The organism is Frondihabitans sp. OV104, assembly GCF_057787745.1.
On record NZ_CM173541.1, the window covers coordinates 1,010,582 to 1,022,606 of the forward strand.

The 12,025-nt window shown below is 69.3% G+C and carries 12 protein-coding genes; 7 read left to right on the forward strand and 5 right to left on the reverse strand.

Going from position 1 to position 12,025, the window contains the following annotated elements; genetic code table 11:
• Window positions 1–715 precede the first annotated feature (715 nt).
• Window positions 716–2,182: an MFS transporter gene (locus AC3CBB_RS04775; protein ID WP_488626194.1), complete on the reverse strand. Its 1,467-nt coding sequence runs from the start codon at window positions 2,180–2,182 to the stop codon at window positions 716–718.
• 63 nt (window positions 2,183–2,245) lie between these two features.
• Here AC3CBB_RS04775 and AC3CBB_RS04780 point away from each other — a divergent pair, with 63 nt between their 5' ends.
• From AC3CBB_RS04780 to AC3CBB_RS04790, 3 genes are read left to right on the forward strand one after another with little or no spacing between them, the layout of a single operon-like run.
• Window positions 2,246–2,833 carry a TetR/AcrR family transcriptional regulator gene (locus tag AC3CBB_RS04780; protein WP_488626195.1) on the forward strand — a complete coding sequence of 196 codons (588 nt, stop codon included), beginning with the start codon at window positions 2,246–2,248 and terminating at the stop codon, window positions 2,831–2,833.
• 57 nt (window positions 2,834–2,890) lie between these two features.
• On the forward strand, window positions 2,891–4,105 hold the full coding sequence (locus tag AC3CBB_RS04785; protein ID WP_123504467.1) for a sensor histidine kinase: 1,215 nt from the start codon (window positions 2,891–2,893) through the stop codon (window positions 4,103–4,105).
• Entirely contained in the window at window positions 4,102–4,755 is a 654-nt protein-coding gene (locus tag AC3CBB_RS04790) for a response regulator (RefSeq protein WP_488626196.1), read from the forward strand. Before AC3CBB_RS04785 ends, AC3CBB_RS04790 begins: the two co-directional genes overlap by 4 nt.
• Here the strand turns inward: AC3CBB_RS04790 and AC3CBB_RS04795 are convergent.
• The 3 genes from AC3CBB_RS04795 to AC3CBB_RS04805 all read right to left on the reverse strand — a co-directional run bounded on the left by AC3CBB_RS04795 (window position 4,752) and on the right by AC3CBB_RS04805 (window position 7,324).
• A complete protein-coding gene (locus AC3CBB_RS04795; RefSeq protein WP_488626197.1) occupies window positions 4,752–5,948 on the reverse strand; it encodes a glycosyltransferase in 1,197 nt (398 codons plus the stop codon). The two genes, AC3CBB_RS04790 and AC3CBB_RS04795, sit on opposite strands and share 4 nt — an antisense overlap.
• Before the next feature lie 114 nt (window positions 5,949–6,062).
• A complete protein-coding gene (locus tag AC3CBB_RS04800) occupies window positions 6,063–6,548 on the reverse strand; it encodes an NUDIX hydrolase (RefSeq protein ID WP_488626198.1) in 486 nt (161 codons plus the stop codon).
• An 11-nt stretch (window positions 6,549–6,559) separates the two neighbouring features.
• Window positions 6,560–7,324, reverse strand: a complete 765-nt coding sequence (locus AC3CBB_RS04805) for an SDR family oxidoreductase (protein WP_488626199.1) — start codon at window positions 7,322–7,324, stop codon at window positions 6,560–6,562.
• Between the two features lie 133 nt (window positions 7,325–7,457).
• Here AC3CBB_RS04805 and AC3CBB_RS04810 point away from each other — a divergent pair, with 133 nt between their 5' ends.
• From AC3CBB_RS04810 to AC3CBB_RS04825, 4 genes are all read left to right on the forward strand, one after another.
• Complete coding sequence (locus tag AC3CBB_RS04810) at window positions 7,458–7,988, forward strand: NfeD family protein (protein WP_123504471.1); 531 nt, start codon at window positions 7,458–7,460, stop codon at window positions 7,986–7,988.
• Window positions 7,985–8,980, forward strand: a complete 996-nt coding sequence (locus AC3CBB_RS04815) for an SPFH domain-containing protein (protein WP_123504472.1) — start codon at window positions 7,985–7,987, stop codon at window positions 8,978–8,980. Before AC3CBB_RS04810 ends, AC3CBB_RS04815 begins: the two co-directional genes overlap by 4 nt.
• Complete coding sequence (locus AC3CBB_RS04820; RefSeq protein ID WP_488626200.1) at window positions 8,977–9,732, forward strand: glycerophosphodiester phosphodiesterase family protein; 756 nt, start codon at window positions 8,977–8,979, stop codon at window positions 9,730–9,732. Before AC3CBB_RS04815 ends, AC3CBB_RS04820 begins: the two co-directional genes overlap by 4 nt.
• Before the next feature lie 166 nt (window positions 9,733–9,898).
• Window positions 9,899–10,264, forward strand: coding sequence for an RNA polymerase-binding protein RbpA (locus AC3CBB_RS04825; protein ID WP_123504474.1), 366 nt, complete (start codon window positions 9,899–9,901; stop codon window positions 10,262–10,264).
• 100 nt (window positions 10,265–10,364) lie between these two features.
• On the opposite strand, the gene lnt is transcribed toward AC3CBB_RS04825, so the two are convergent.
• Window positions 10,365–11,984 (reverse strand): apolipoprotein N-acyltransferase, encoded by a 1,620-nt coding sequence (gene lnt / locus AC3CBB_RS04830; protein WP_488626201.1) that lies wholly within the window; start codon window positions 11,982–11,984, stop codon window positions 10,365–10,367.
• Window positions 11,985–12,025 lie beyond the last annotated feature (41 nt).

Below are 12,025 nucleotides of genomic sequence, written 5' to 3' on the forward strand. Positions count from 1 at the left end.
CCTCGATGCCCGAGGGGCCGCTGGGCGGATGAAACAAGGTGAAACGCTGCGAGGTTTGGCCGACCTCACGGGCGGGCTCTGGTTCCCGTACGAGTCCTTGAACGATGTCAGCTAACTTGAAGCCCTTGGGGCGCGCCACAACTCGGCATCTAAGGCGATTTCGAGTCGGGCGAGAGTCGCGAGATCCGGCCACGAGTGACCGGAGAGGACATTGAGCAACGTAACGTGGTGAAGTCCAGCCTCCGCAGCCACCGAGCGCGAGCTTCGGTCGCCCATTGCCGACCGAAGCCGAACAACAAAGGTTCTTGCGGCTTCTGCGATGGGGTCTTGCGACGTCATCTCCGGCCACGGCTCAGAGGCCAGTTCGCGCGGTCGCTGACGAGTGCTTCTACTCACAGACCAAGGGTAGAACCCCCCGCCACCGTTGCGTTCCACGGAGCCCTACAAATTCGCCGAGTAGCTCTCATGAACCCGTCATCAAGCGCCGCAGAGATCTAGGTGGACTCGCGGCCGTGTGAGAGAGCGCTCGAACAGGGGCCGAGGGGTATGAGGGTTCGATCGCCCATTTAGTGGCCGATTTCGAGTAAGGGACGCATCAAGGTTGGGCAAAGGCTCATTGTCGCGTCGGCGTTCAGATGTCACGCGGGCTGGAAGGCTTGGGCATCGACTGTCAACTCCCGTCTTAACAACATCCGTCCCTACCAGTATTGAGGACCTACTTCGCAGGATGGGGCACGGCCGTCGCGGCGCCGCCGCGACGGGCCCGCCACGCACCCCACGCCACCATCGCCCCGGCCATCGCCGTGAGGCTCAGCCCGCCGACCATCACGGCGTCGCGGAACTCCGCCGTCTGGGCCGCCGACCAGTGCGCCGTCGCGATGCTGCCGGTGAACAGTGCCGCCAGGATCGTTCCGGTGACGGCGACGCCCACGCCGGTGGCGACCTCGGAGGCCGTGTCGACGAGGGCTGCGCCGATCGACGTGCGGTTCTCGGGAAGGCCGCGCATGACGTTGGTTCCGGCGACGACGCCGTTGATCCGGATGCCGGCGGCCACGAGGACGAGCGCGGTGGCAACCCACGGGTAGCCGAGGGTCCCGAGCACGCCGTAGACGGCGAGGCCGAGGATGACGCAGACGGAGCTCAGCCAGGCGGCGCGGTCCATTCCGATGCGCTTCACCAGTGGGCCGACGAACGGCCCGCCGGCGAGCAGGACCACCACCTGCGGCAGCAGGCCGACAGCTGCCAGCGCCGGCGGCCAGTCCCAGTCGAGCTGCAGCTGAAGGGTGACGAGGTAGCCGAGGCCGGCGGTCGCGAGCCCGGTGGCGGCCTTGTAGGCGAGGCCGGACGACACCAGCGGCCGGGCCACGAGCGCCAGGTCGAGCAGCGGGTGCTGAGCAGTCCGCATGCGGCGGACGAAGAGCGCTGCTCCCCCGGCGGCCGCGACGGCTGATGCCCAGGCCGCCCAGGAGCTCGCGCCGAAGTCGACGAAGAGCGTCGGGGCGACCAGCGCGAGGACGATCGTCACCGTGCCCAGCACGGCGCCGGCGACATCGATGGGGTCGCGATGCAGCTCCCCCGGCTCGTCGACGGCGATGCCGCCGCGGATTCCGATCCAGGCGAGGACGGCGATCGGCACATTGGCCAGCAGGAGCACCTGCCACGGTGCGATGGCGATGACGAGACCGCCGACCGTCGGGCCGAGGGCCAGGCCGACGAGGCCGACCGTCGTGATCAGGCTCATCGCCCGCACGCGCAGGTCGTCGCCTGCGAAGAGGCGGAACGCCAGGGCGATCGAGCCCGGCGTCGTCATGGCCGCGGCCACGCCCATGAGCAGGCGGACGGCGATCAGCTGCTCGGCGCTGGTGACGAACGCGGTCGCGAGGCTGGCCACGGCGAGCAGTGTCAGGCCGATGAGCATCATCCGGCGGCGACCGAAGCGGTCCGACAGGCTGCCGAAAGCGAGCATGAGGCCGCCGAAGACCACCGAGTACGAGCCGGTCACCCACTGCAGCGCCGTCGTCGACGCCTGCAGGTCGCGGCCGATGGTCGGCAGAGCCACGTTCAGCACGGAGTTGTCGAGCATCTCGAACAGGAAGACCGCCGACAGGCCCGCGAGGGCGAGCCAGGCGGCTCGGAGAGTGGCGGGCTGCGTGCGCGCAGACGGGAGAATAGTGATGGACATGCCGTTAGGTTATGTCACTAAATTAAGTCACACAAGACTCAGTCGGTGGAGAAAGCGAGCGACATGCCCAGAACGAGCGAGCGCGGCGGGCCCCAGACGCGCGCCCGGATCCTCGAAGCCGCCAACCGCCTCTTCATCGAGCGCGGCTTCGACTCTGTGACGGTGGCTCAGGTCGCGAAGGACGCGGGCGTGTCGAGCGTGACCGTCTTCAACCACTTCCCGACGAAGGAGGATCTCTTCCTCGACCGCTCGGGTGACGTCGAGGCCCTGCTCCGGTCGGCCGCGCGTGAGACGGGCGATGTCGTCGAGTCGCTGCACCGAGCCATGGTCGGCCTCGCCGACGAGAAGCACGCCTTCTCGGGGTTGAGCGAACGGTCGGTCGAGTTCCTGCGCACGGTCGCCGGCTCCCCCGCGCTGATAGCGCGGGCCCGGGGCATCGCCGCCGGCCTCCAGCGCGTGCTCGCCGACGAGCTCGGGCCGGACGGGCGGATACTGGCCGTGTTCTTCGTCAACGGCTACGCCGCGGTGTTCGTCGAGACTGCCGCGGGGCTGCTCGCCGGCGCTGAGCCCGACGCGCTGGCGGCGGGCCACCGCGCCCGGCTCGAGGCGCTCTTCGAGGCGCTGCGACACGGGGTCGGCGACGGGAGATGACGCCCGACGCGACCTGGCAGGGCCGACTCCCCTTCGGCGGACGCTAGCGTAAGACCCATGTGGACATCCCTCGACCGTCGGCCCTTCGCGGTCGACGTCATCGTGGGCGTCGTCGCGTTCGGGTTCTTCGGGTGCCTGGACGTGTTCCGCACGGGCTGGATCACGCTTCCCGTCGACGCGCTGTTCGCACTGGCGCTCGTCTTCCGGCGCCGCTCCCCCGGTACGGCCCTCGGCATCTCCTGGCTCGGAGCGCTCGTGCAGCTGCTGGTCCTGCCCTCCTTCATCAACGGCAATGTCATGCTCGCCGTCGTCATCTTCGCGACGAGCCTGTCCGAGTCGCGTCTGGTCCGCCGTCTCGGCCTGGCGTCGAGCCTGGCCGGCGGCGTGGTCGCCAGCGTGAAGCTCGTCCTGATCACGGGGCTCTTCCTCCCCCACGGGCAGCACGCGTCGCAGCTCGCGGTGTCGCGGGTCATCTACTTCGTCGGCGTGGCCGGGGTCATCGCCGCCGCGCTCTCGCTGTTCTGGCTGCTCGGGACGATCACGGGCACGCGGCGGGCCCTCATCGCCGCGCGCCTCGAGCGCCTCGAGGGCGACCAGGAGCTGCTCCGGGCCGAGCTCCGAGTCGCCCAGGAGACCGAGCGCACGCGCCTGTCGCGCGAGATGCACGACGTGATCGGGCACTCGCTCGCGGTGATCATCGCGCAGTCCGACGGAGCCCGGTACGCCGTGGCGAAGAACCCGCAGGCCGCGACCGACGCGCTCGGCGTCATCAACCAGTCGGCCCGATCGGCCCTCGACGACGTCAGCGACCTGTTGAACGTGCTGTCGGGCGGCGACGGCCACGAGGGCTCGCTCGGCATCGCCGACCTCGAGGGGCTCGTCGCCAACCTCCGCTCGTCGGGGCTGGTCGTCGAGGTCGCCGAGACCGGCCACCGTCTGCAGCTCTCGACGGCGGGCGACCTCGCGCTCTACCGCGTCGTGCAGGAGGCCCTGACCAATGCGCTCAAGCACGGCGGACCCGGCACCCGCGTCGATGTCGCCATCTCGTGGACCGTCGACGGCGTCGGAGTGACCACGCACACCACCGAAGACGGCGGCCCCGGTCTCATCGCCGAGGCCGACCGGCCTCGCCTGGGCGGCTACGGCCTCGCGGGCATGGTGGAGCGCGTCCGCCTCGTCGGAGGCACCGTCGAGAGCGGCCCGCGCGTCGACGGCGTCACCGGCTTCGGAGTCGCCGCTCGAATCCCCCACCACCCAGGAGCTCCCGAGTGACGCAGATCCGCATCGGCCTCGCCGACGACCAGCCCCTGTTCCGCGCCGGGATCCGGATGATCCTCGACTCGCAGGACGACTTCGCCGTGGCGTGGGAGGCATCCGACGGCGGCGAGGCGGTCGAGAGAGCGACCTCCGAGCCGGTCGACCTGATCCTGATGGACATCGAGATGCCCGTGACGGACGGCGTCGAGGCGACCGCGCGCATCCTGGCCGCTGACGGGCCGGCCCCCAAGGTCGTCGTGCTCACGACGTTCGAGCTCAACGACAAGACGTTCAAGGCGATTCAGGCGGGTGCCTCGGGCTTCCTGCTCAAGAACGCCGACCCCGAGTTCCTGCTCGCTTCGCTTCGCACGATCCACTCGGGCTCGGCCGTCGTCGCGCCCTCGGTGATGACCGGGCTCGTCGAGCGGTTCGCTCGCCGCCCGACGACGGCCGGGACCGATGCGCTCTCGGAGCTCACCGCCCGGGAGCGGGAGATCTTCTCCCTGCTGGCGGCGGGCCTCAGCAACAACGAGATCGCCGACGACCGCCACCTCAGCGATGCGACGGTGAAGTCGCACGTGAGCAGGATCCTCGGCAAGCTCGATCTGCGCGATCGCGTCCAGCTGGTGATCTTCGCCTACGAGAACGGCCTCGTTCGGAGCTAGGCGACCTCGGCCTGGCGGACCGGGCCGGTGGTGGGGTGCGCGTCGTGGGCCGAGATGTCGTGCGTGGCGGCCTCATGTGCCGCAGTCTCGCTCTCCACGATGTCGTCGAGCGTCGGCTCGGACGTGCCGACGTTCTTGTAGACGATGCGCGACTGGTAGAGGTAGCGCAGGGTGAAGCCGATCGCGATCAGGCCGGCCTGCACGAGCACGCTGTGCAGCGAGGTCGTCTCGACGATGAGCCAGAGCAGGAACGTGCGGACCGCCGACTCCGTGCCGTTGAAGGCGAAGGTGTGCCACCAGCGCTTCCACACGGTGCGGGCGCCGGCCTTGAGGTCGTTGAAGATGAAGCGCTCCTGCAGCAGGAAGTTGCCGATGATCGTCGCGACTGCGGCGATGCAGGCGGCGGCGAGGTAGCCGACGCCGAACTGCTGCAGGCCGTAGAGGATGGCGAGGTTCGCGACGGCGCCGAGGGCTCCGATGGCGGCGAAGCCGGAGATCCGGCCGAACTTCAGGTCGAACAGCTGGCGGCCGAGGGCGATGCCCTGCTTCATGTCGGCCTTGGATGTTCCCGCGAGCCGCGCTTCGAAGACGAGGGGCACCTCGGCGACCGACAGCGACTGGCGGGCGAGGATCTCGAGCAGGATCTTGAAGCCGCGGGCGTGGAGGCCGTCGACCTCGATCGAGCCGCGGCGGAGGCCGAAGAAGCCCGACATCGGGTCGCTCGTACCATGCAGGCGGCTCGGGAAGAGCGCCTTGGTGACCTTGATCGACGTCTGCGAGACGAGACGGCGCACGCCGCCCGACAGGCCGTCGCTGGATCCGCCGTCGACGTGGCGCGAGGCGACGACGACGTCGGCTCCCGTGGCGTCGCCCTTGGCGAGGATCGCGGGGAGGGTCTCGGGGCGGTGCTGCAGGTCGCCGTCCATGACGATCGACCAGCGGCTCGTCGTCGAGCGGAGGCCCTCGATCACGGCACCGGAGAGTCCGCCGACCGGGTTGTCGCGGTGCAGCAGGCGCACCGGGAGCACGTGCCTCGACGCGACCTCGCGGACCACGTCGGGCGTGTTGTCGTTCGAGTCGTCGACGAACAGGATCTCGGCGTCGATGCCCTCGACGGCTTTCTCGACGCGGCGCACGAGCTCGGCGACGTTCGGGGCTTCGTTGAAGGTGGGGACGATGACGGTGAGGTCCATGGCTCGAGCCTACGAAGGGCGCCTCGCCCGCCGATACGGCCGAACGGCCCAACCTCGTCTCATCACATGTGTTGAGACGAGGCCCTGCCGGCCGAGTGCCTGCCGGTCGAGTGCTTACCGGTCGAGTGCCCGCCGGATGATGTCGGGCAGATCGAGCGGCTCGAACGGCTCGGTGGTCGTGGTGAGCTCGTCGAGGCTCCACCAGCGCGACTCGACGATGTCGACCTTCTCGTCGTCGGTCCAGTCGTCCGAGACCACCTCGAAGTGCGGCAGGCGCACGACGTAGAACTCGGCGTGGCCGTGCGTGTGGTCGGCGGCGTCCCACTCGACCTCGAAGTCGGAGGTGAAGACGACCTCGCCGGGATCCGAGATGACCTGGCCGGTCTCTTCGTGGAGCTCCCGGATCGCGGCGTCGCGGTGCGACTCCCCCGGGTCGACCCCGCCGCCGGGCGTGATCCAGCGCGAGACGCCCGAGGTGTCGGGCGACCTGGTGTCCATCAGCAGCACGCGGTCTGCCTCGTCGAGCACGATGAGCCGTGACGTGAGACGCAGGATGCGGCGCGAGCGGCCGGCGTCGCCGGCAGGGGTGGGGGTGGTCACGGCGCCGACGCTCAGACCGCGGCGAAGTCGGAGACGTCTCCGACCAGCCGGGTGTTGTCGGAGGGGACCTCGTCGAGCGCGGCGGCGGCCACCTCGGCGGCGAACTCGGCGACGTTGTAGAGCTTGCCGGCCGACTCGCGGCGCGACGAGATCGCGCCGGGGTTGGAGCGCTCGAGCAGCGTCGCCGTGATCGTGCCCTCGATCATGTCGCCCGACACGACGGTGAAGCCGATGCCCTTCTCGGCGAGCATCGGGATCAGCTCGCGGAGGGCGTCCTCGCCGGCGCGCTTGCTCAGCGCCACGGGCAGGTACTCGGGCATGGTCTCCGTGGTGCGGATGAAGTGCGCCTGGTGGCTGGTGACGAAGACGACGCGCGAGCCCTCGGCCATGAGCGGCAGCGCCTTCGTGAGCACGTCGACCTGCGCATCGCGGTTGAGCTGGAGCGCGTAGTCCGCCGCCATGCCCGACTCCATGCCGCCCGACGCGTTGAGCACGAGCACGTCGAGACCGCCGAGCTCGGCCTCCACCCGGTCGAACATCCCCTGGACCGACTCGGGGTCGGTCAGGTCGGCGCCGATCGCGATGGCCGATCCGCCGCCGGCGACGATCCTGTCGACGAGCTGGAGGGCGCGCTTCTCCTTGTTGCGGTAGTTCACGACCACCGAGGCGCCGGCCTCGGCGAAGTACTGGACGGTGTCGGCGCCGACTCCGCGAGAGGATCCGGTGACGAGGGCGCGGCGACCCGCGAGGCTGCCTGCGGCGAGGGGGTTGGACACTCTGGGGTACTCCTGTCGATGCGGCGAAAACGTGCAGCCTCAGGCTACCAAGCGGAGCGCGGACTGCTAACGTGGGGCAAGCAGCCGAAATTCTGTACCTTACCTTTTCGGTCCGATTCCCAAGGAAGGGAGCATGACGATGACCGAGTTCTTCGCCGACTACTACTGGGTGCTCTGGATCGGATTGATACTGCTCTTCGTGATCGTCGAGGTGACGACCGTCGAGTTCACCTTCCTCATGCTCGCCATCGGCAGCGTGGGCGGCCTCCTCGCCGGCCTGTTCGGCGGCGAGTTCTGGTTGCAGGTGATCGTCGCGGCGATCGTCTCCCTGCTGCTCCTCTTCACGGTGCGGCCGCCCCTCCTGCGTGCGCTGAAACGCGGCGGCGATCAGACGAAGACCGGCGTCGAGGCCCTCCTCGGCCTCGCCGGCATCGTGGTCGTCCCCGTCGTCGGCGGCGACCCCGCGGCCGGCCCCGGCCAGGTCAAGCTGTCGAACGGCGAGACCTGGAGCGCACGGCTCCTCGCCCCCGAGGGGTCCGGCACCCTCGACACCGGCACGCCGGTCGTCGTCACGGCGATCGAGGGGTCGACGGCCGTCGTCGTCCCCGGCACCACACCGCCCAGCAAGCCCGTCTCGCCCACCAACCAAGGGAGCCTCTCATGAACGTCGACGCAGCAGCCATCGGGGGGATCGTGCTCGTTCTCGTCCTCATAGTGGTCGTGATCTTCGTGCTGGTGATCCTCTTCCGCGCGATCCGGATCATCCCGCAGGCCACGGCCGGCGTGGTCGAGCGGCTGGGCAAGTACCACAAGACCCTCTCCCCCGGCCTCAACATCCTCGTGCCGTTCATCGACCGCGTGCGGCCGCTGCTCGACATGCGCGAGCAGGTCGTCTCGTTCCCACCCCAGCCCGTCATCACCGAGGACAACCTCGTGGTCTCGATCGACACGGTCGTCTACTTCCAGGTGACCGACGCCCGTGCGGCGACCTACGAGATCGCCAACTACCTCGGCGCCGTCGAGCAGCTGACCACCACCACGCTTCGCAACGTCGTCGGCGGCCTGAACCTCGAAGAGGCCCTCACCAGTCGCGACAACATCAACGGCCAGCTGCGCATCGTCCTCGACGAGGCGACCGGCAAGTGGGGCATCCGCGTCGGCCGGGTCGAGCTCAAGGCCATCGAGCCGCCCCTGTCGATCCAGGACTCCATGGAGCAGCAGATGCGCGCCGAGCGCGACCGACGCGCCCAGATCCTCCGCGCTGAAGGCACCAAGCAGGCCGCCATCCTCCAGGCCGAGGGCTCGCGCCAGGCGTCGATCCTCGAGGCCGAGGGTGCGGCGAAGTCGCAGGTCCTGCGTGCTCAGGGTGAGGCCGAAGCCATCCAGACCGTCTTCAAGGCGATCCACGACGGCGACCCCGACCCCAAGCTGCTCGCATACCAGTACCTCCAGACGCTGCCGAAGATCGCCGACGGCACCGCGAGCAAGGTCTGGATGATCCCGTCCGAGTTCACCGAGGCGCTCAAAGGCGTCGGCGCCGGCTTCCTCGGTGCCCGCGATGCGATGAAGGGCGAGGGCGCCGGAACTCCCGGTACGCCGCCCGCTCCGGCGCCCGCGCCGACGGCCCCCACCTCGGCGGGCCCCTCCGCCGAGTGACCACGCGCTGGTTCGACCGTCGGTCCCCTCGCGTCATCGCGCACCGGGGGCTGGCGGTCGGCGAGCCGGAGAACACTCTGCCGGCTTTCCTGCACGCTATGGCGCTCGGCGTCATGCATCTCGAGACCGACGTCCACGCGACCAGCGACGGTGTCGCCGTCCTCAGCCACGACCCCGATCTGCACCGCGTGGGCGGGCCGCAGTCGCCCATCGCCGGGCTGACGGCGTCGGCGGTGCGCCGTATCCGGCTTCGGGGAGACGTCGAGATCCCGACGCTGGCCGAGGCGCTGCACGCGTTTCCGGATGCCTGCTTCAACATCGATCTGAAGCACGATGCCGTGGTCGAGCCCGCCGTCGCCGCCATCCGGCGCGCGAACGCGATCGATCGCGTCCTCGTCACTTCCTTCGACGAGAAGCGCCGGCGCCGCGCCGTGGCCGACCTGCCCGGTGTGGCGACGTCCGCCTCGTCGCCCGGCGTGATCCGCGCCGTCGTCGCCGCGCAGACGCGGGTACCCCTTCTCGCGCGCCTGGCGATGAAGGGCATCCACGCGCTGCAGATTCCGGAGCGGCAGGGCTCGCTCCCTGTTCTGTCGTCGGCTCTCGTTCGCGCCGCGCACGCCAACGGCGTCGAGGTCCATGTGTGGACCGTCAACGAGACGGCCGACATGGAGCGTCTGCTCGATCTCGGCGTCGACGGGCTCATCACCGACCGGGCCGATCTGGCTGTCCCCGTCGTCACTGCGCGACGGTGAGCGAGCGCTAGTGCGTTCTGCTCCGAACACCTACCAGACAAGAAAGCCAGGTCGTGACGGCAACTCCCGATCCGCTGTGTGCGCACTGTGAGTTTGGGGCCGCCGAAACAAACCTTCATCTTAAGTGGTTACAAAGGGAGATTGCAACGCGAGAGGAGACCACACAATGGCAGATCGCAGTTTGCGTGGAATGAGGCTCGGAAGCCAGAGCCTCCAGAGCGAAGAGGGCGTCGAGTTCTCGCCCCGTAAGAAGGCCATGTTCCAGACGGCCGACGGTTCTACGTTCGAGGTCGTCTTCGCGGCCGAGGCCGAAGTTCCCGAGTCGTGGCAGTCGCCGAAGTCGGGTCAGGAGGGCACACTGCTCTCCGAAGACGGCAAGCCCGTCGACATCGACCGCGGCGACGTGAAGACGCCGCGCACCCACTGGGACATGCTCCTGGAGCGCCGTACGCGCCCGGAGCTCGAGGAGCTCCTGCAAGAGCGACTCGACTTCCTGAGGGCGCGCAAGGGTCAGCAGAAGATCGGCGCCTAGCCCCACCAGCTCAGGCCGCATGACAGCTAAGTCGCGCCCGACCACTCAGGTCGGGCGCGACTTCTGCGTCGTTCCTGCGCCCGTGCCCGGAGAGAGCGATTTACGCGGCGCGAGCCAGCCGACGAGCGCGCTTCGCAACCCGGTGACGACGCTCGGCCTCGGCGTACCCGGAGCCGCGCAGCAGCACGCGGGCCAGCACGAGCGACGCGAGTCCGAAGAACATGACGAGCTGCTCGAGGGCGGCGCCGGCGAAGACAGCCGGCGTGGTGCCCGTGCCGAGAGTGATCTTCGTGACCATGGCGCCCGGGCGGAACGCCGGGATGCTGTCGATCGTCGCACCATCGGCCGAGATGACGGCACTCGAGCCGACCGTCGACACGTTGACCAGCGGCCGCGCGGTCTCGATGGCCCGCAGGCGCGCGATGGCGAGCTGCTGCGTGTTCTCGTCGGTCTGCCCGAAGTCGGCGTTGTTCGTCTGGGCCAGGATCACCTTGGCCCCGTCGTCGACCATCTGCCGGGTGAGGGCGTCGTCGACGATGTCGAAGCAGATCGAGATGCCGGCTCTGATGCTGCCGACGTCGAGCACGTTCGAGTTGGTGCCCGGCGTGAGGTCGCGGGTGAGCAGCCCCACGAGCGACGGGGCCAGCGCCATGAAGAAGGGTCGGTCCGGCACGTACTCGCCGAAGGGCACCAGGTGGCGCTTGTCGTACTGGGCCTGCACGGCGCCGTCGTTCCAGACGACCGAGGAGTTGTAGTCCTTCGACCCGCGCTGGGTGATGACTCCCGAGACGATCGGGGCGTCGTAGGCCTGCGAGAGCGTGTCGAAGATGTACGTACCGTAGGGGTCGGTCGTCGGGTTGCGATCTGACGCGCCCTCGGGCCAGACGAGCATGTCGATCGTGTCCGAGGGCTGCACGCCGTCGTACGTGGCGAGCACCTGGGCGTTCGTCAGGTCGCCGTAGTCGTGCTGCTGGAAGAACCCCGCCTTGCTGTTGCCCTGCACGGCCGCGATCGTCGACGTCCCTGCCGACTGCGTGGGCCATGCCGGCACGGCCAGGACCGCGACGATCGCCGTGAGCCCCACCAGGAGGCGGGTCGAGCGCACGAAAGGCCGATCCACGATCAGCTGGAGCAGGAACGCGGCGAGGCCGACGAGCACGAAGCTGAGGCCCGACACCCCCAGCCACGCGGTCAGCGGCGCGAACGGGCTCTGCGACTGGCTCTCGGCCACGCGGCCCCACGAGAAGCCGCCGTACGGGTAGTGGCCCGCGACGAACTCACGGCCGGTCCAGAGGCCTGCGACGACGACCGGCAGCAGCAGGGTGCGGCCCAGCGTGCCGGGCCAGACCCGTGTAATCCATCGGTAGGCGAGGGTGATGGCGATGCCGCCGACGGCGAAGATGACCGCTTCGAACCCGGCCAGCGCGAACCAGGGAACGGGCCCGAGATACGTCGCGACCCAGTCGATCAGGACGAAGAAGAAGGTTCCGCCCGAGGCGAGCCCCACCAGAAGCGACCCGCCCACGCTTCGACCCTGGAGGGCGAGGAGGATCAGCGCCGTGCCCGGCACCGCCAGGATCCAGATGTTCTTGTCGGGGAAGGCGAACTCGAGCAAGGCCCCTCCGCCGGCGCCGACGATGACGGCCATCCACAGGGGCAGACGGAAGTCGGCTGAGCGCGGCGGACCCGATGGGGGCGGCGCGCCGAAGAGTCGGGGCACCCGACGAGTCTAAACGGCCCAGTCGGGGGCCTGGCCCGGAA

Excerpts from the sequence above, each read along its gene's own strand:
- AC3CBB_RS04785 (WP_123504467.1), top strand. The coding sequence starts at position 2,891 with ATGTGGACATCCCTCGACCGTCGGCCCTTCGCGGTCGACGTCATCGTG.
- AC3CBB_RS04810 (WP_123504471.1), top strand. The coding sequence starts at position 7,458 with ATGACGATGACCGAGTTCTTCGCCGACTACTACTGGGTGCTCTGGATC.
- AC3CBB_RS04775 (WP_488626194.1), bottom strand. The coding sequence starts at position 2,182 with ATGTCCATCACTATTCTCCCGTCTGCGCGCACGCAGCCCGCCACTCTC.
- AC3CBB_RS04825 (WP_123504474.1), top strand. The coding sequence starts at position 9,899 with ATGGCAGATCGCAGTTTGCGTGGAATGAGGCTCGGAAGCCAGAGCCTC.
- AC3CBB_RS04780 (WP_488626195.1), top strand. The coding sequence starts at position 2,246 with ATGCCCAGAACGAGCGAGCGCGGCGGGCCCCAGACGCGCGCCCGGATC.
- AC3CBB_RS04795 (WP_488626197.1), bottom strand. The coding sequence starts at position 5,948 with ATGGACCTCACCGTCATCGTCCCCACCTTCAACGAAGCCCCGAACGTC.
- AC3CBB_RS04815 (WP_123504472.1), top strand. The coding sequence starts at position 7,985 with ATGAACGTCGACGCAGCAGCCATCGGGGGGATCGTGCTCGTTCTCGTC.